The organism is Neorhizobium sp. USDA 3394 (assembly GCF_056280385.1).
This window is the reverse complement of record NZ_JBWCDU010000001.1, coordinates 1,457,984-1,475,629: the sequence shown is the minus strand read 5'-3', so window position 1 is coordinate 1,475,629 and position 17,646 is coordinate 1,457,984. Positions and strand designations below refer to the sequence as shown.

The window sequence follows — 17,646 nt, the reverse complement described above, 5'->3', positions numbered from 1 at the left end:
TAACTAACAGAGTTCGCTGAGCAGGCCAAAAAGCGGCGGAATACGGTTTGAACAGCGAATTCTGCCATCCATTTTAATCGGGTCCGCATTTTCAGTACCGAGGTTCCATCCAGGAGGTTCGACGCAAGGTCGCAACCTGTAGATGCACATCTGACCGCGACGCCAAAACGCAGGCGCAAGGGAACTCGATGCAGAGCGATATCATGCAGGCCATGACCGACGGTGCGCCCCTTGCGGGAGCAGCCCGAAATTTCCCTTATCTCCCCCAGGTCTCACTGCCTTTTGAAATGCCCACCCAGCCGGTGGCGATCGCTGAAATGGCGGATCTCTTTGGCGTCACCCATCGCACTCTTCACTTCTACGAGGAAAAGGGCCTGATCACCGCTCGCCGCTCCGGCAGCATGCGTGTCTATGACAGGGTCCAGATCCATCGCATGGCGGTCATCAATGCCTGCCGCGAGATCGGCATTCCGGTTGCGGTCATCCAGGAACTGATGGAAGAGCTTGCCGCAGCGACCTCGGAGGCGGAAGCGGACGAGATGTTCCACGACATGCTGGCGCGGCGCAAGCGGGAGCTCACCGCCGACATTTCCAACATCCGCCGGCAGATGCAGCAGATCGAAAGCCTGCTGGTGGCCGAGGAGGAAAGTCAGGCGGTTGTCACGCCCAAGCCGATGTCCCTGGTCCTGAGCGACATCGAGAAACAGTGCCTGGGGCTGATGGCCGAAGGTTATTCGGCGCCGCGGCTTGCTCGCGCGCTTAACCTCGAATTCGAGGACCTGCGCCGGATGGAGGATGACATCATCCAGAAATTCCAGGCCACCAACCGCTTTCAGGCCGTCGCCAAGGCGATGCTGCTCGGTTTCGTACCGAACTGATCGGCCGACGAGCTTTCAGCGGACGCTAACTCCTATCGAACGATGGTCAGCGTCTCGGCCGCGCGCGTGATAGCCGTATAAAGCCAGCGCTCCCGGCTGTCGCGAAACGCCCAGCTTTCATCGAACAGCACGACATTGTTCCACTGCGACCCTTGAGCCTTGTGGACGGTCAGCGCGTAGCCATAGTCGAACTCGTCATAGCGCTTGCGGGTCGCCCAGGGGATTTCGCCTTCCTGCTCCTCGAATGCCTGTTTCAGGAGCTTGATCTTGGCCGCGCCGCGATCCATGTCGTCGTCTTCCGGCCGGATCATCAGGTTGATGCCGGGCTTTACCGTTTCGCGCGACGAACTCATCACCTGCCAGAGCGAACCGTTGAGCAGCCCCTTGGCCGGGTCGTTGCGCAGGCAGACCAGCTTGTCGCCGGATTGCGGATAATCGGCCGTAAAACCTTTCAGTTCCCGGAGCCGCTGATTGTAGCGCTTGCGGGTCTTGTTGGTGCCGACCAGAACCTGGTCCGCCTCCATCACCAGCGGCTGCGTCACCTCGTTGCGGGAAATCACCTTGGCGGTACCGTAGTCGCCATACATGATCTCCTTGCCCTCGCGCACGTTCATCGCGAGCTGGATGATCGGGTTGTCGCGCGCCTGGCGGTGGATATCCGTCAGCAGGTAATCCGGCTCCTGTTCGGTGAAGAAACCACCGCCGGTCACCGGCGGCAGCTGGCCGGGATCGCCGAGCACCAGGATCGGGGTGCCGAAACTCATCAGGTCCTTGCCGAGCGCCTCGTCCACCATCGAGCATTCGTCGATGATGATCAGCGCTGCCTTGGCAACCGGGCTCTGGCGGTTGATCGAGAACATCGGTGAGATCGAAGTCTTTCCGGCATCGTCCTCGACCGCCTCCTCGCCGCGCGGCCGGTAGATCAGCGAATGGATCGTCTTGGCGTTGCGCGCCCCGCGGGAACGAAGAACCTGCGCCGCCTTGCCGGTGAAGGCCGCAAACAGCACCTCGCCATCGACATTCTCGGCGAAATGTTTGGCAAGCGTGGTCTTGCCGGTGCCCGCATAACCGAACAGCCGGAAGACCTGGCTGCGGCCCTCTTTCAACCATTGTGAAACGGCCTTGAGGGCCTCGTCCTGTTGCGGCGCAAATTGCATGACGGGACTTGGCAGGATTCTGCGGCCAAGCGCAACCGAAAAAGAACGAAAGATGAATCAAAGGCCGGGATGAGCGCCGTTGCCGGCCTCTGGAGGACGGCGACAACCTTTCTCTCCGCCCATCCGCCCGGGAGGGATTGCCGCTGTTCAGTTTTCATCACCGCCCCCTATGATCGCGGCATGAAGATCCTGATTCTCGGCGCAACCGGCTTTATCGGCTCGGCGATCCTGCAAAGGCTTGTCGCCGACGGCCATCGGATAACCGGCCTCGGGCGAAACCCGCACAAAGCCCGCCTGAAATGGCCCGCGGCCGAGTGGATAAAGGCCGATCTCGCACAACTGACCGCCGCCACCTGGCGTCCGCTGATCGAGGACCAGGATGTCGTCGTGAATTGCGCCGGCGCGCTGCAGGACGGTCTTTCCGATGATCTTGCGGCTACCCAGGAAAAGGCGATGCTGTCGCTCTACGAGGCGGCACGGGCGCTCGGCGGCAGACGTATCGTGCAGATTTCCGCCCGCACGGATGGCACAGCCGCCGACTTGCCCTTCCTCGCCACCAAACGTCGTGCCGACGAGGCGCTTTCGGCAAGCGGCCTCCCCTTCGTCATCCTGCGGCCGGCGCTTGTGATTGGCCGCAATGCTCATGGCGGCACGGCGCTTCTCCGGGCGCTCGCGAGCCTTCCCGGCGCGCTGCCGCTCATCCATGCGGCAAATCCTGTCGAAACCGTCTCACTCGACGATGTCGCGACCGCGGTTTCCCTTGCAGTCGAGGGCACTATTCCAGCCGGCAGCGATCTCGATCTCGCCGCCGACAAGACCCTGACCTTGTCTGACCTCGTGCGGCTTCACCGCACCTGGCTCGGCCTGCCTGCAGCCACCGTCATTGCATTGCCGGCAGCCATTGCGAAACCCGTCACCTCGGCGGCCGACATTGCGGGGCGACTAGGCTGGCGTTCGCCGCTTCGCTCGACGGCGATGACGGTGATGTCGGAAGGCGTCAGGAGCCTGAGGCCGAAACCGGCCGGCCTCGTCCTGGCAAATGCGGCAGAGACCCTCGCCGCCCATCAGAGCGGCGTCCAGGACCTCTGGTTCGCGCGGCTCTATCTCCTGAAACCCGCAATCATTCTCACACTGTCGCTGTTCTGGCTGCTGTCCGGCCTGATCCCGCTCGTCGACCTGAGCGCCGCGGCAGCCCAATTTCCGCCCATCATGCCGGGCTCCTTCGCCATGGCGATAACCGTCGCGACATGTCTCCTCGACATCCTGCTCGGGTCTGCCGTCCTCGTCCGTCCCCAGGCACGCAAGGCAATGCTCGGGATGATCGTCACCAGCCTCGCCTATCTGGCCGGCGGCACGCTGCTGGAACCGCAGCTCTGGCTCGATCCGCTTGGGGTCTTCGTGAAGGTCCTGCCGTCGATCGCCCTCACCTTCGTCTCCCTCGCCATTCTGGACGAACGCTGATGGATGCCGACAGCCTGTTGCGGCTCCTGCATGTGATCGGCGCCGCGGTGCTGCTCGGAACCGGCGCCGGCATCGCCTTTTTCATGGTGATCGCCCGGCGGACCGAGGATCCGAAACTGATCGCCCACACCGCCGGCACGGTCGTGCTGGCCGATACCGTCTTCACCGCCACGGCCGTCGTCCTGCAGCCGGTCACCGGCTACCTGCTGGCAAGGAGCATCGGCTGGTCGCTGGCGGATGGCTGGGTCGCCCTGTCGCTCATTCTCTACGTGGTGACGGGACTGTTCTGGCTGCCGGTCGTCTGGATCCAGATCAAGCTGCGCGATATCGCCCGCATCGCCTGCGAAGATTCCGCGCCGCTGCCGCCGGAATGGTACCGGCTCTATCGGATCTGGTTTGCCTGCGGTTTCCCGGCTTTCTTCGCCGTCATCGCCATCTTCTGGCTGATGCTGACCAAGCCGGACATCCCGCTGTTCTGACGCCCGGAACACTCGGATCAAGAGATAAGCATTATCATCTCCGAAAAATCTTTGCCCGCCGAGGGAATAAATCCGCCATTCCCGGTGTCTTGACTTATGTGGCCGATGTGAGGCCGCCATCAACCAGGGAGACACCCCATGAAAACCTTCATTCTCGTGCCTTTCGCGCTCGCAGCGCTGACCTCGGTGGCCTTTGCCGCCGGCCCGTTCAAGACCGTCAAGACCTCCACCAAGGGCGACGTCCTTGCCGGCGAAAAGGGCATGACGCTCTACACCTTCAAGAACGACAAGCCCGGCACCTCCAACTGCTACGACAAGTGCGCCACCAACTGGCCGCCGGTCATGGCCGCTTCCGATGCGAAGGCCGATGGTGCATACTCCATCGTCACCCGCAAGGACGGGGCCAAGCAGTGGGCGAAGGATGGCATGCCGCTCTATTACTGGGTCAAGGACACCAAGGAAGGCGACACCACCGGTGACGGCGTGAACGGCGTGTGGGATGTCGCAAAACCCTGATCAATCCACCTCCGGAACGGCGCGCGAGGCACAGGCTCCCGCGCCGCTTTCCTTCGAGGCGCAGATCCTCGCCCTCTTGCCCTCGCTCAGGCGCTATTCGCGCAGCCTGACGCGCTCGGACACGGAGAGCGAGGACCTGTTGCAGGATTGCGTCGAAAAGGCGCTGGTCAGCCGCGGCCAGTGGCGCGGCGCGAATTTCAAGTCCTGGGCATACAGGATCATGACCAATCTTCACCTCAACGCCCGCCGCTCGGTGGCGCGGCGCCCGTCTGTCGGCATCGAGGAGGCCGAGAGCTTGGCTGCAGGCACCGGTGCCGACGATCCGCTGGAAAAGAACCGTCTCGTGGAGGCGCTGGAGACGCTGCCGAAGGAGGCGCGCGCCGTGCTGATGCTGGTGGTCGTCGAAGGCTACGCCTATCAGGAAGTCGCCGACATGCTGGATATTCCGGTCGGCACGGTGATGTCGCGCCTGTCTCGGGCGCGCCAGGCCTTGCGGGAAAAAATGCGGGAGGAAAACGTCATACCATTGCGGAGACCACGATGACCGAAGCCAGATCCGTAACCGACGCGGAACTGCACGCCTATGCCGACGGCTTCCTCGACGAGGCCGACCGCGCTCGCGTGCAGGATTTTCTGGCAGAAAACCCGGACGCCGCACAGATGGTGGCCGACTGGAAGGAGCAGAACGACGCGTTGCGCGCCGCCTTCGCCGGTCATGAAAGATCGAAACCAACCGATATCCAGCTTCTCACGGGCGGTCTGGCGCGCATCAATACCCCACCGTCCCGCCGCTTCGCGCTGGCAGCCGTGGCGGTCGTGATCTTCGCGGCCGGCGTGCTCGGCGGCCATTATGGTCCGGTTCTGTTCGAGCGCCCGGATATCCAGCTTGCCTATACCGAAATCCTGCCTCGCGAAGCCCGCAACGCCTTCCTCGTTTATGCAAGCGAGGTGCGCCACCCGGTCGAAGTCTTCGCCAACGAGGAAACGCATCTCGCCAACTGGCTCGGCAAGCGGCTGTCGATCGCCAATCTCAAGGTTCCGAACCTGCAGGGACAAGGCTTCAAGCTGGTCGGCGGCCGCCTCCTGCCGGTTGGTGGCAAGCCGGGCGCCCTGTTCATGTACGAGGACCAGACGGGCCAGCGCCTGACCGTGCTCGTCGGCCGCAACAAGGAAAACCGCACGACCAGTTTTCGGTTCGCCTCCGCCGACACCGTCGAGACCTTCTACTGGATCGATGGCGAGCTCGGATACGCCGTCACCGGCGAAATCTCCCGCGACATGCTGCGCCGGATCGCCGAGGAATGTTACCGGCAGTTTCCTTCGTGACCGCGAAGGAGCCTTTCGAAAGCCCCTCATCCGGCTGCCGCCACCTTCTCCTCGCGCGCGGGAGAAGGACTCAAGCAGCACCGTCTCCCACAAACATCGAACGTGGCGCATCCCTGTGCCTGATGCAAAGACGGCAGAGAAGACCTGAGAGCTCGCGGCTCGATCCCTTCTCCCCGTTAAAACGGGGAGAAGGTGGCGGCAGCCGGATGAGGGGCTATCCCCTCCGACACCTGTCTGCGCCGAATCTCCCTACCGCAGCGGATCGTTGGCCAGCTCGATCGGCTGGCCATGCGGCGTCGCCTCGGCGGCCCGCTGCCAGCTCTGCTGCAGCTTGAGGATCGTCTCGCCGTCCGCGACGCCCTTGCCCACCAACAGGCCGGAGAGTGCCGCCACCCAGCAGTCGAAATAGTCGCTGCCGTCCTCGGCCCTGCCGGACTTGTGCACCTCGCCTGAAAGAGCCTCCGCCCATTCGCTCCAGCTGAACAAGCCGCGCTCGTGCAGGTGCACGGTCATCGCGAAGGCTTCCGCGGCCCAGGGCTCCGGAAACACCGGGTCACCTTCCGGTGACCTCAGCAAGCCCGGCGATTGCACGAATGCCGAGGGGATCTCACACGCGCTCAAGATAGCTCTCCCAGGCATCGATCGAGACCGTCAGCGTCGGATCGGCGCCCTCGCCCCAGATTTCTGGCCCGTCGAACACGACCGTGTAGACCCATTGCGGGTTCTCGCCCTTGCCATGCGCATTGTCGTTGGGGAACACGAAGGAGCCCTGCACGGCCTCGACGACGCCGGTCTTGGCGCGGGCATAACGCGGCAGCCGCGTATGGGTCTCCGGGTTGAAATTGCGCGTCCGCACCCGGTCGCCCGGCTCGAATCGTGGTTCGGTCCCGACGGGCCGGTCGCAGGGGCCACCTTTGGCCAGCACGCCGGCCACCATGTCCGCCCTCAGGATGCGCTTCGGCGTAGCCGGCTCCATCTGCTTGCGGCCCGCGTCGATTTCCGCCTTGGTTGCGAAACCATGGCGTTCCAGCAGCACTTCCAGCGCCCGTGTCCAGATCTCGTAATAGCTGGCGCCCAGATATTCCGCCGGCGGAATATTTTCGCGCGCATGCCGGCTTTCGTCGATCGTCCATGCGCCGAAGGCACCGCTCGACAGTGTCAGCCCCAGCGCCCGCTTTTCCCATTCCGCATGGAAATAGGGCTCGTCCTTTTCCGGCGCCACCGGCCCGAAACCCATCTGTCCCCCGAGATCGTGCGGCCCGTTCATGCCCGTGGCCCCGCAACGGCCGTGCCGATCATCGCATCGCGGCTGACGAGATCGGCAAGCGCCTCCTCACTCAGGCCGTCCGTGCCCTCCGGCCGTTCCGGGATCACCAGATAGCGCAGTTCGGCGGTCGAATCCCAGACGCGGATCTTCTTCGTCTCCGGCAGCGCCACGCCGAATTCCGCAAGCACGCCGCGTGGATCGATGACCGCGCGCGAACGATAGGCCGGCGCCTTGTACCAGACCGGCGGCAGGCCGAGCACCGCCCAGGGGTAACAGGAGCACAGCGTGCAGACGACGAGATTATGGGTGTCGGGCGTATTGAACACCGCCCGCATATGCTCGCCCTGCCGGCCCGTATAACCGAGGCTTGCGATCGCCGCCGTCGCATCGGTACGCAGCCATTCGGCGAAATCCGGATCGCTCCAGGCCTTGGCCACCACATGCGCGCCGTTGCGCGGGCCGATCTTCGTCTCATAGGTCTCGACGATCGCGTCGATCGCCTTCGGATCGATCAGCCCCTTCTCCGTCAGCACCGTTTCCAGCGCTTTCACCCGCGCCTGCATGTCGCTGTAGCGATTGTCGTGGTGATGATCATGGTCGTGATCGTGGTGATGATGATCGTCGTGCATGTCTGTGCATCCTCAACGGCTGGCAAGGCTTTTGCCGATATCGCCTTCCAGCAGATGCTGGAAGGGCCGAGGCTCCAGCTTGCCGGGATTCGCATAAGGGTTGGCGAAGGCAAAGATAAAGAAGAGAATGACGCCCGAATAGGCGCCGAACAGCGAAAACAGCACAAGATGCGTCCGTTTCGGCCGGTAGATGTAAAAGGTCGCCGACACCAGCACGAGGCCGATCAGTGCCGGTCCCCAGAACAGGCCCGAGAAGCGGCTGGTCGAGGCCGCCTCGCGGAGCTGGCGATACCGCGCGACGGCGATGATGCGATCCCGCATCCGGTTGCTGAGATAATGCTCGCGATCGGTCGCCGGCATCAGGCCGAGAAGCTGGTCGTAGACGCTTTCCCATATCTGCCAGGCCTTCGGCGAAAGACCTTGATGCTGGGCCAGACTATCCCATTCCTCGTCGACCACGACCTTCAGATAGGTCGCAAGCTGCCCCTGTACCGGCACGGTGATCGGCCCGCCATAACGGCGAGCGTCGTTATAGACATCGGATATCGCAATCGCCTCGTCTGTCAGCGTCGAGCGAACGCCTTTATAGTCGTCGAGCTCCTGCGCGTAGACGAGGCCGAGGATCAGGCCGTGCAAGGTCGCCACCCGCACCGCCACGTTTCCCGCGACATCCCATGTCCGATCACCTTCGACACCCGGATGGAGTAGTTTTCGCGCGATGAAATAACTGACGAGCACCAGCGCGACCGTCGCCAGCACGAAGCCGATGCCGGTCGCCAGGGAAGACAGGAAATCGCCGATATCGTCCATCAGCGCAACATCGGCCACAGGCTCGCGACAAGCAAGAGCGCCATGGTGATGTTGAACCATTTCAGCCGCGCCGGCACCGACAGCCATTCGCGCAGCGCCGAACCGAATCCGGCCCAGGTCGAAACGCTCGGCAAGTTGACGGCAGCGAACGCCAGGCCCACCATCATCACGGTCGGCAGGTAATAATCCGGATTCGTGTAGGTCGCCATGGCGGTGACCGCCATCACCCAGGCCTTCGGATTGACCCATTGGAAGGCCGCCGCGCCGATGAATGTCATCGGCCGAGCACCGGTCTCGCCGTCCGACAGGCTCCGCGACATGCCGATCTTCCAGGCGACCCAGAGCAGATATGCGCCGCCGGCGAATTTCAAAGCTGTGTAGACGACCGGCACCGAATGCAGAAGCGCGCCGAGGCCAAGGCCGACCGCAATCAGCAGCGACAGAAAACCGGCACCGATGCCGAGCATATGGGGAATGGTCCGCGTAAAGCCGAAGTTCACACCCGACGCAAAGAGCATCATATTGTTCGGTCCCGGCGTGATCGAAGTGGTGAAGGCGAACAGGACGAGGGCCAGAAAGGTTTCCAGCGACATATTTTCTCCTAGCGCCAATCCGCCCCGGTTTCCTTGACCATCTCGTTTCGCGGACGGCCTGTTGTTCCGGTGATAAGGTCGTTGGGCATGATCTTCAAGCGGAACTTGGCAGCTTCAATCGACGCCATATGTGAGTAGGATGGAGTTTTCCAGAAGCGACAGATCGAGGCACGCCATGTTCGATATCCCGACAGTCACCCTGCCCTCCGGCATTTCCGTCCCGGCCCTCGGCCTCGGCACCTGGATGATGGGCGAGGATACCCGCAAGGCCGGCATCGAGATCGAAAGCCTGAAGCGCGGCCTCGATCTTGGCCTGACGCTGATCGACACGGCGGAAATGTATGGCGAGGGCGGCGCCGAAAAGATCACGGCGCAAGCGATTGCCGGCCGCCGGGACGAGGTGTTCCTGGTCAGCAAGGTCTATCCCTGGAATGCCAGCCGCAAGGGTGTCATCGAAGCCTGCGAACGCAGCCTGAACCGGCTGAAAACCGACCGCCTCGACCTCTATCTTCTCCATTGGCGCGGCGAACATCCGCTGACCGAAACCGTCGCCGGCTTCGAGGAACTGCGCCGCGCCGGCAAGATCGGCGCCTGGGGCGTCTCCAATTTCGATCTCGACGACATGCTGGAACTGATGGACGTGCCGGACGGAGAGAACTGTGCCGCCAACCAGGTGCTCTACAATCTCTCCCGCCGCGGCATCGAATACGATCTCCTGCCCTGGTGCCAGGAGCGCGGCATCCCGGTCATGGCCTATTCGCCGATCGAACAGGGCCGGCTTTCCAGAAGCGGCGAACTGATCCGCATCGCCAAGGCCTATCAGGCGACGCCGGCACAGGTGGCGCTCGCCTTCCTGCTGGAACGCGACGGCGTCATCGCCATCCCGAAATCCGCCAATCCGGACCGGATTGCGGAAAACGCCGAGGCAGTCGAGTTGGAACTGAGCGAGGAGGACTGGACGGCGCTCGACGCCGCCTTCCCGCCGCCGTCCCGCAAGCAGCCGCTGGAAATGATCTAGCGGAGATCGAGCGTCCGACGCGGCGTGTCGAACGCCCGCGAGACATCGACCTTCGCCCGACCCGTCACATCCCCTGCGGGCCGCGGTTCATCGCCGCGATCCCGGTGCGGCATACTTCCACCAGGCCAAGCGGCTTCATGATCGCCACGAACTGGTCGATCTTGGAGGATTTTCCGGTGATCTCCAGGATGAAATGCTCGACCGTCGCATCGACGACCTTGGCATGGAATGCATCCGCGAGCCGCAGCGTCTCGGCGCGGCGGTCGCCCTGGCCGACCACCTTGACCAGCGCCACTTCGCGCTCGATCGGCCGCTCCTGGCCGAGTGCGTGGGCGCGCACCGTCAGATCGACGACCCTGTGCACCGGTACGATGCGTTCGAGCTGCGCCTTGATCTGTTCGAGCACCGTCGGCGTGCCGCGCGTGACGATCGTGATGCGGGATAGGTGAGCTTCGTGTTCCGTTTCCGAGACCGTCAGGCTCTCGATATTGTAGCCGCGGCCGGAAAACAGCCCGATCACCCGAGCGAGCACGCCCGGTTCGTTGGAGACGAGAACCGAAAGCGTATGGCTTTCGGCTTTCGCCGTCTCAGGGGCGATGAAGTAAGCGGAACCGGTCGGTTGCTGATGCGCATTCATGGTCTTAGGTCCATTTCCTCAGAATTTCGTTGAAGGATGTGCAGCTCGTCTCAGACGAGCTGGCGACCCTTGGCATCGATGGCATTGGCAACCGCTTCGTCGGTGGCTTCGTCCGGCAGCAGCATCTCGTTATGCGCCTTGCCCGAGGGGATCATCGGGAAGCAGTTGGCGAGATTGGCGACGCGGCAATCGAAGATCACCGGCTTCTTGACCGCGATCATCTCCTCGATCTTTCCGTCGAGTTCCTTCGGGTCGTCGCAATACATGCCGACGGCGCCATAGGCTTCCGCGAGCTTCACGAAATCCGGCATCGCTTCCGTATAGGAATTCGACAGGCGGTTGCCGTGCAGCAGCTGCTGCCACTGGCGGACCATGCCCATATACTGGTTGTTCAGGATGAAGATCTTGACCGGCAGGTTATGCTGGATGGCGCAGGACATTTCCTGGATGCACATCTGGATCGAGGCGTCGCCGGCGACGTCGATGACGAGGGCGTCCGGATGGGCCACCTGGACGCCGATCGCCGCCGGCAGGCCATAGCCCATCGTGCCGAGACCACCCGAGGTCATCCAGCGGTTCGGCTCTTCGAATTCGATGAACTGTGCCGCCCACATCTGGTGCTGGCCCACTTCCGTCGTGATGTAGGTGTCGTGCCCCCTGGTCGCCTCGAACAGACGCTGCAGCGCATATTGCGGCATGATGACGTCGTTGGAGTGCTTGTAGGAAAAACTCTTGCGAGCACGCCAGCGGTTGATCTGGCTCCACCATTCCTCGGTCTGCGCCTTTGCCGGCTTTTTCGGCAGAGCCCGCCACAGGCGGACCATGTCTTCGAGAACGCTGCCGACATCGCCCAGGATCGGGATATCGACATGCACGTTCTTGTTGATCGAGGACGGATCGATATCGATATGGACCTTGCGCGAATTCGGTGAGAACGCGTTGAGGCGGCCGGTAATGCGGTCGTCGAAACGGGCGCCGATGCAAACCATGACGTCGCAGTCGTGCATCGCCATGTTCGCCTCGTAGGAACCGTGCATGCCGAGCATGCCGAGCCAGTTCTTGCCGGACGCCGGATACGCGCCGAGGCCCATCAGCGTCGAGGTGATCGGGAAATCGCTGAGCTCGACCAACTCGCGCAGCAGCCGCGAGGCGCCCGGGCCGGAATTGACGACGCCGCCGCCGGTATAGAGGATCGGCCGGCGCGCCGAGGCCATCAGCTCAATGGCCGCCTGAATGGCGTTGATGTCGCCCTGGATGCGCGGCTGATAGCTGGTGTTCTGGGCGATCTCCGGCTTCGGCGTATAGGTGCCGGTCGCAAACTGGATGTCCTTCGGAATATCGACGACGACCGGACCCGGCCTGCCGGTCTGGGCGATGCGGAAGGCCTCGTGGATGATTCCGGCCAGTTCGTTGACGTCCTTGACCAGCCAGTTGTGCTTGGTGCAGGGCCGGGTGATGCCGACGGTATCGCATTCCTGGAAGGCGTCCGAGCCGATCAGCGTCGTCGGGACCTGGCCCGACAGGCAGACCAGCGGCACCGAATCCATCAGCGCATCCTGGAGCGGGGTGACGGCATTGGTGGCACCTGGACCGGAGGTCACCAGCATGACCCCGACCTTGCCGGTGGAGCGGGCATAACCTTCGGCAGCATGGCCGGCGCCCTGCTCGTGGCGCACCAGAATGTGCTTGATGTCGTCCTGCTGGAAGATCTCGTCATAGATCGGCAGGACGGCGCCGCCCGGATATCCGAAGATATGCTCGACGCCATTGTCCTTCAGAGCCTTCAGGACGATTTCCGCACCGGTCATCCGGTTATCTGGCGTCTGGTTATCTGGCCCCTGGTTGTTCGTATCCGTCATTGTCTTGGTCCATTCGCTGCTGGATTTTTACCGGCGGCTCCTCCGAGCCGGATTGAAGGCATAAAAAAAGGCCCCTTGGAGGAGCCTGTCTTTCCGCGCATGGGTGGCTGTCGCCGGACGGTTACACCGTCCTGCCCATGCGCGTTCCCACCACAATAAGAGCGATCGAGATCTTCATGGCGCGAAGTGTTAGCCAGATAAATGTCGCTCGTCAACGTGGGCATGCACCAAAAATCCTCATTGGACTGATTTTGCTGCTCCGTTTCCATGCATTCAGCCGCGCGCCTTCCTACACGAGTTGTTAAGGCCGGCACAATATAGTCCTCCTGTTTGGAGAGGAGCGACCCGACGGACGAGCCGCAACCTGATCCGCCACCCCCAATGATAGGGGCCCGAGTTTGTTGAACAACGATCTGCACCGTTCCGCGTCTGCAGGAGAGCAGGATCGTCGCGACGTCCAGAAGCCCGGCAACCGCATGCTTGGGCGCGTCGTCGCATGCAACGGCTCGCACGCTACCATTTCCGCCGTTGCCGAACACGGAGAGACCGATCTTACCGAGCTCTGGTCCGTCGGCCGTCTGATCTCCATCAGCGTCGGCGAAAACCGTGTCGTGGCGCTTGCCTATGCGATGCAGACCGGCGGCAGGGAATGGAGTGAAAACGGCAATACCGGTTTCCACATCGAGGCCGAACTGCTCGGCGAGGTGCGCAAGGGACCCGATGGTCGCGACGAGTTCACAGGCGGCATCTCCTGTTATCCCTATCTCGGCGCCGTGGCGCACCGCATTCGTGCCGCCGACCTTTCCCGCATTTATGATACCGGCAAGAACGAGACCTGCGTAATCGGCAAGCTGACCCAGGACGACACAATCGACGCGACGATCCATATCCCGTCGATGCTGTCGAAACACTTCGCCATCGTCGGCTCGACAGGCGTCGGCAAGTCGACCGCCGTCTCCCTGCTCCTCCACAAGGCGATCGAGACCGACCCGAAGCTGCGTGTCCTCATTCTCGATCCGCACAACGAATTTGCCGCAGCCTTTCCCGATCACGCGGTCGTCATCGATACCGAAACGCTCGACCTGCCCTTCTGGCTGATGCGGCTCGAAGAGTTTTCCGAAGTCGTTTTCCGCGGCCGCCCGGCCGTGGCGGAAGAACTCGACATCCTGCGCGACCTGATCCCGGAGGCGAAACGCGCCTTCCGCGGCAACGAAACGTCGCTGATGCGCCGCTCGACGGAAAAAAGCTCGGTCACCGCCGATACGCCGGTACCCTACCGCATGGCGGACCTCCTGGCGCTGATAGACGAACGGATCGGCCGCCTGGAAGGCCGCGGCGAAAAACCGTTCCTGCGGTCGCTCAAGATGCGCATCCTGTCGGCGATCAACGACCCGCGCTACCATTTCATGTTCTCCAACAATACGATCAACGACACGATCATGGAGACGATCGCCTATATCTTCCGCATTCCGGGCGGAGACCGGCCGATCTCCACCTTCCAGCTCGCCGGCATTCCGTCGGAGGTCGTCAATTCCGTCGCCTCGATCCTCTGCCGCATGGCGTTTGAACTGGCGCTCTGGAGCAATGGCGCCATCCACATGCTCGTCGTCTGCGAAGAAGCGCACCGTTATGTGCCCGCCGACCGGGAACTCGGTTTCTTCCCGACAAGGCAGGCCATCTCGCGGATCGCCAAGGAGGGCCGCAAATACGGCGTCTCGCTCGGCGTCATCACCCAGCGCCCCGGCGAACTCGACCAGACGATCCTCTCGCAGTGCTCGACCGTGTTCGCCATGCGGCTGTCCAACGACCGCGACCAGGAAATCATCAAATCGGCGATCCCGAATTCGTCGATCTCGACGACCAGCTTTCTGTCGTCGATCGGCAACGGCGAGGCGATCGCCTTCGGCGAGGCGATTTCCGTGCCGATGCGCATGCGGTTTGCCCGCGTCGAGGAAAAATACCTGCCCAAGGCCAATGGCGTCGCCGACAAAGGCACGGAGGATACGCCGGATACGGTCGATCTGCGCACGGTGATCGCACGCATGCGCGCCGTCAGCGGCCCGGATATTTCCGCCTTCCAGCAAAGCTACGCCACGGCGACTCCGTCTTTCGCTGAAGGCACTTCCGGTGCCCCGGAGGATACGGACGACGATTTCCCGCCGGCAGGTGATGCCGAACTCGATCGCTGGAACCGGGAGATCCGTGCCACGGGCCATGTGACGATCAATCCGACACCACCCATGGCAGGCAGCCCGCAGCTTGAACCCTACCGGCCGGAAATGCTGCCGCGCGCCACTGCACCCGAACAATCCGCAGTGCCTCGCCCCGACCGTTTCGCGGAACTGCGCCGCGAACGTCCGCCTGAGCCGCCGCCCTACCAGCCCGCGCCTCCGACGTTCCAGCGCCCCCCGGCGCCCGAAGGCGCACCGCGCCCGAACCCGCTGCTCCGGCGCGAAGGATCGCTGCGCGAAAGCCTGCTGAAGAAACCGCTGAGCAGTCTCTACGACAAGGATTGAGCCGGCCTTAGGCCAGCCGCTCCCAGCTTTCGTCCATCTGGTTGCGAAACCAGGTCATCTGCCGCTTGGCATATTGGCGCGTCAATGCCGAGCCGCGTTCGATCACGTCTTCCCGGCTCATGCGGCCCTCCAGCATCTCGGCGATCTGGGTGACGCCGATCGCCTTCATGACGGGCAGGTCGGGTGCAGGATCGAGCGCCAGCAGCGCCCTCACCTCATCCACGGCACCGGTCTCCAGCATCGTCTCGAAGCGGCGGTCGATCCGTTCGTGGAGGAGCTTTCTGTCCGGCAGCACGACGAGCTTCTTCGCCCGCGAAGGATCGATTACCATCGGCCCCTGCCTGCCCTGGAATTCGGCGATGGAGCGACCGGTCTCCGCCAGAACTTCGAGCGCTCTCACGATCCGCTGCCCGTCCTTCGGCTCGAGGCCCGCCGCTACTGGCGCGTCGCGTGCCGAAAGCTCCGCATGCAGCGCCTCCGGCCCTTCCTGTTTCAGGCGCAGGCGCACCTCGCAGCGGATATCCTGCGAGATTTCCGGCATGTCGGAAAGGCCACCCGTCAGCGCCTTGAAATAAAGCCCCGTGCCGCCGACGAAGACCGGAAGCCGGCCCTCGCGCGCAAGTTCCGGCAGAAGCGCCGTCACGTCGCGCAGCCATTCGCCGGTCGAATAGGCGCGCGTCGCCGGCACATGCCCGTAGAGCAGGTGCGGCACGCAGTCCATCTCGTCCTCGGCCGGTCGCGCCGTCAGGACCCGCAGCGTGTCGTAGACCTGCATGCTGTCGGCATTGATGACAACGCCGTTTTTCTCGCGGGCCAGGCGCAATGCAAGCGCCGACTTGCCGCTGGCCGTCGGCCCGGTTATCAGGATCGCATCAAAATTGTCGATAAGGTCGCTCATATGGCTTTCGTTGCCACGCTCATTGCCCATCCGTCAAACCCCGTTCTCAGTTCCAGGCTCGGAGAACAAGCGGCAGAGGCGATGAAAGCCTCGGGTCTCTACTGGCTGGCAGATGGTATCGCCTGCGATATCGCGCTGCGCGACGGTTCCGATATCGAAGCGGCAGAGGCCGCGCTGAGGGCCATCATCGGCAACGCGCCGATCGATCTCGTCATCCAAGACGCGGATACCCGCCGCAAGAAATTCCTGATCGCCGACATGGATTCGACCATGATCGGCCAGGAATGCATCGACGAGCTTGCCGATGTCGTCGGGCTGAAGGACAAGGTCGCGACGATCACTGCCCGCGCCATGAACGGCGAGATCGCCTTCGAACCCGCGCTTCGCGAACGCGTGGCACTCTTGAAAGGCCTGCCGATCAGCGTCGTTGATGATGTGATCGCCCAGCGCATCACACTGACCTCGGGCGGACCGGAACTGATCGCCACCATGAAGGCCAGGGGGCATTACGCCGCCCTCGTATCCGGCGGCTTCACCGTCTTCACCAGCCGCATCGCCGCGACGCTTGGCTTCGACGAGAACCGCGCCAACATCCTCCTCGAAAAGGACGGCATCCTCACCGGCGAAGTCGCCGAACCCATCCTCGGCAAACAGGCCAAGGTGGACGCGCTCCTTGCCATCGCGGAAAAGCTCGGCATCTCCCCGCAAGACACGATCGCCGTCGGTGACGGCGCCAACGATCTCGGCATGCTCGACATCGCCGGTTCCGGCGTCGCGCTGCACGCCAAGCCTACCGTCGCCGCCCAGGCCAAGATGCGCATCGACCACGGCGACCTGACAGCCCTTCTCTATATCCAGGGTTATCGCAAGACGGATTTCGTTGCGGCCTGATTGCAACCCTTGCGATTGACGGATTGAAATATACATCGCATCATTTGCATTGAAAATCATTGCAAAAATGGTATATTTCATGTCTTGGAAGATGGAGTTTCTAAACGATCGCGTCAGAATCGAACTTGAGGCGTTTCCCACCGATATTGTCGCCAGCTTTCTCCGCATCGTAAGGCTGATCGAGCTGGAAGGACCCGCCAAGGTACACGAACCCTATGTGAAGCACCTTGAGGGGCCGATCTGGGAAATGCGAATGCGCGGACGCGACGGTATAGCCCGAGCGGCCTATGTAACGGCTTCCGGACATCGGATCGTGGTTCTGCATGTCTTTCGGAAGAAGACGCAAAAGACGCCCAGACGCGAAATTGAGATTGCGCTCAGACGGGCAAAGGATGTGAGATGACCAAGAAGAGTCTTCTTGTAAGCGAAGCAGCGAAGGAATGGTTCAAGGACCTCGAATTCGTTGCGGCCTACGATGCCCTCGAAGAGGAGTTCGCCCTCGCGGAGGCCCTGATCAAGGCACGTGCTCAGGCTTCCATGACGCAGGAGGACGTCGCCAAGGCCATGGGTACGACGCAGGCGGCCATCGCGCGGCTGGAGAGCGGCCGGTCCATGCCCTCCACCCGCACCCTGCAACGTTTCGCCGATGCGACCGGCACCAAACTGCGCATCAGCTTTCAAAAACCGAAATCCTCTTCGTCGGCGTCGTAG

20 protein-coding genes are annotated in these 17,646 nt (G+C 62.7%); 11 read left to right on the top strand and 9 right to left on the bottom strand.

Annotated features, from left to right (window positions below):
- The first annotated feature begins 188 nt into the window (after nt 1-188).
- Complete coding sequence (locus ACZ9EJ_RS06930; protein WP_251089875.1) at nt 189-878, top strand: MerR family transcriptional regulator; 690 nt, start codon at nt 189-191, stop codon at nt 876-878.
- Nucleotides 879-910: 32 nt separating this feature from the next.
- Here ACZ9EJ_RS06930 and ACZ9EJ_RS06925 read toward each other — a convergent pair whose 3' ends face one another.
- Nucleotides 911-2,035 carry an ATP-dependent DNA helicase gene (locus ACZ9EJ_RS06925; RefSeq protein WP_046626115.1) on the bottom strand — a complete coding sequence of 375 codons (1,125 nt, stop codon included), beginning with the start codon at nt 2,033-2,035 and terminating at the stop codon, nt 911-913.
- A gap of 180 nt (nt 2,036-2,215) precedes the next feature.
- On the opposite strand from ACZ9EJ_RS06925, the gene ACZ9EJ_RS06920 reads away from it, so the two are divergent.
- From ACZ9EJ_RS06920 to ACZ9EJ_RS06900, 5 genes are all read left to right on the top strand, one after another.
- Nucleotides 2,216-3,496 carry an SDR family oxidoreductase gene (locus ACZ9EJ_RS06920; RefSeq protein ID WP_046639348.1) on the top strand — a complete coding sequence of 427 codons (1,281 nt, stop codon included), beginning with the start codon at nt 2,216-2,218 and terminating at the stop codon, nt 3,494-3,496.
- The gene (locus ACZ9EJ_RS06915) at nt 3,496-3,975 is read left to right on the top strand and encodes a DUF2269 family protein (protein ID WP_046639248.1); all 480 of its coding nucleotides are present in this window, start codon (nt 3,496-3,498) and stop codon (nt 3,973-3,975) included. Before ACZ9EJ_RS06920 ends, ACZ9EJ_RS06915 begins: the two co-directional genes overlap by 1 nt.
- 138 nt (nt 3,976-4,113) lie before the next feature.
- Nucleotides 4,114-4,491 carry a COG4315 family predicted lipoprotein gene (locus ACZ9EJ_RS06910; RefSeq protein ID WP_037086987.1) on the top strand — a complete coding sequence of 126 codons (378 nt, stop codon included), beginning with the start codon at nt 4,114-4,116 and terminating at the stop codon, nt 4,489-4,491.
- Nucleotides 4,475-5,035 (top strand): RNA polymerase sigma factor, encoded by a 561-nt coding sequence (locus ACZ9EJ_RS06905; RefSeq protein WP_251089873.1) that lies wholly within the window; start codon nt 4,475-4,477, stop codon nt 5,033-5,035. Before ACZ9EJ_RS06910 ends, ACZ9EJ_RS06905 begins: the two co-directional genes overlap by 17 nt.
- Nucleotides 5,032-5,817: an anti-sigma factor family protein gene (locus ACZ9EJ_RS06900; protein ID WP_046639247.1), complete on the top strand. Its 786-nt coding sequence runs from the start codon at nt 5,032-5,034 to the stop codon at nt 5,815-5,817. Before ACZ9EJ_RS06905 ends, ACZ9EJ_RS06900 begins: the two co-directional genes overlap by 4 nt.
- A 249-nt stretch (nt 5,818-6,066) precedes the next feature.
- On the opposite strand, the gene ACZ9EJ_RS06895 is transcribed toward ACZ9EJ_RS06900, so the two are convergent.
- Genes ACZ9EJ_RS06895 through ACZ9EJ_RS06875 form a run of 5 tightly spaced genes read right to left on the bottom strand, consistent with a single transcriptional unit; the run spans nt 6,067 to nt 9,116 of the window.
- Nucleotides 6,067-6,438: a nitrile hydratase accessory protein gene (locus ACZ9EJ_RS06895; protein ID WP_046639246.1), complete on the bottom strand. Its 372-nt coding sequence runs from the start codon at nt 6,436-6,438 to the stop codon at nt 6,067-6,069.
- A complete protein-coding gene (gene nthB / locus ACZ9EJ_RS06890) occupies nt 6,425-7,084 on the bottom strand; it encodes a nitrile hydratase subunit beta (protein ID WP_046639245.1) in 660 nt (219 codons plus the stop codon). Before nthB ends, ACZ9EJ_RS06895 begins: the two co-directional genes overlap by 14 nt.
- Nucleotides 7,081-7,713 carry a nitrile hydratase subunit alpha gene (gene nthA / locus ACZ9EJ_RS06885; protein ID WP_046639244.1) on the bottom strand — a complete coding sequence of 211 codons (633 nt, stop codon included), beginning with the start codon at nt 7,711-7,713 and terminating at the stop codon, nt 7,081-7,083. The genes nthB and nthA overlap by 4 nt, the downstream gene beginning before the upstream one ends.
- A gap of 12 nt (nt 7,714-7,725) precedes the next feature.
- On the bottom strand, nt 7,726-8,523 hold the full coding sequence (locus ACZ9EJ_RS06880) for a bestrophin-like domain (RefSeq protein ID WP_046639346.1): 798 nt from the start codon (nt 8,521-8,523) through the stop codon (nt 7,726-7,728).
- Entirely contained in the window at nt 8,523-9,116 is a 594-nt protein-coding gene (locus ACZ9EJ_RS06875; RefSeq protein ID WP_046639243.1) for a LysE family translocator, read from the bottom strand. Before ACZ9EJ_RS06875 ends, ACZ9EJ_RS06880 begins: the two co-directional genes overlap by 1 nt.
- Nucleotides 9,117-9,291: 175 nt before the next feature.
- Here ACZ9EJ_RS06875 and ACZ9EJ_RS06870 point away from each other — a divergent pair, with 175 nt between their 5' ends.
- Nucleotides 9,292-10,134, top strand: a complete 843-nt coding sequence (locus ACZ9EJ_RS06870) for an aldo/keto reductase (protein WP_046639242.1) — start codon at nt 9,292-9,294, stop codon at nt 10,132-10,134.
- Between the two features lie 64 nt (nt 10,135-10,198).
- Here ACZ9EJ_RS06870 and ilvN read toward each other — a convergent pair whose 3' ends face one another.
- Complete coding sequence (gene ilvN / locus ACZ9EJ_RS06865) at nt 10,199-10,771, bottom strand: acetolactate synthase small subunit (protein ID WP_046626094.1); 573 nt, start codon at nt 10,769-10,771, stop codon at nt 10,199-10,201.
- A gap of 50 nt (nt 10,772-10,821) precedes the next feature.
- Entirely contained in the window at nt 10,822-12,630 is a 1,809-nt protein-coding gene (locus tag ACZ9EJ_RS06860) for an acetolactate synthase 3 large subunit (protein ID WP_080955662.1), read from the bottom strand.
- 398 nt (nt 12,631-13,028) lie between these two features.
- On the opposite strand from ACZ9EJ_RS06860, the gene ACZ9EJ_RS06855 reads away from it, so the two are divergent.
- The gene (locus ACZ9EJ_RS06855; RefSeq protein WP_046639240.1) at nt 13,029-15,146 is read left to right on the top strand and encodes an ATP-binding protein; all 2,118 of its coding nucleotides are present in this window, start codon (nt 13,029-13,031) and stop codon (nt 15,144-15,146) included.
- A 7-nt stretch (nt 15,147-15,153) separates the two neighbouring features.
- Here the strand turns inward: ACZ9EJ_RS06855 and miaA are convergent, their stop codons facing one another.
- Nucleotides 15,154-16,044: a tRNA (adenosine(37)-N6)-dimethylallyltransferase MiaA gene (miaA, locus tag ACZ9EJ_RS06850; protein ID WP_046639345.1), complete on the bottom strand. Its 891-nt coding sequence runs from the start codon at nt 16,042-16,044 to the stop codon at nt 15,154-15,156.
- Here miaA and serB point away from each other — a divergent pair, their 5' ends adjacent.
- From serB to ACZ9EJ_RS06835, 3 genes are read left to right on the top strand one after another with little or no spacing between them, the layout of a single operon-like run.
- Complete coding sequence (gene serB / locus ACZ9EJ_RS06845; protein WP_046639239.1) at nt 16,045-16,935, top strand: phosphoserine phosphatase SerB; 891 nt, start codon at nt 16,045-16,047, stop codon at nt 16,933-16,935. It begins immediately after the preceding gene.
- Between the two features lie 49 nt (nt 16,936-16,984).
- The gene (locus ACZ9EJ_RS06840) at nt 16,985-17,338 is read left to right on the top strand and encodes a type II toxin-antitoxin system RelE/ParE family toxin (RefSeq protein ID WP_251089871.1); all 354 of its coding nucleotides are present in this window, start codon (nt 16,985-16,987) and stop codon (nt 17,336-17,338) included.
- Nucleotides 17,335-17,646, top strand: a complete 312-nt coding sequence (locus ACZ9EJ_RS06835; protein ID WP_046639238.1) for a helix-turn-helix domain-containing protein — start codon at nt 17,335-17,337, stop codon at nt 17,644-17,646. Before ACZ9EJ_RS06840 ends, ACZ9EJ_RS06835 begins: the two co-directional genes overlap by 4 nt.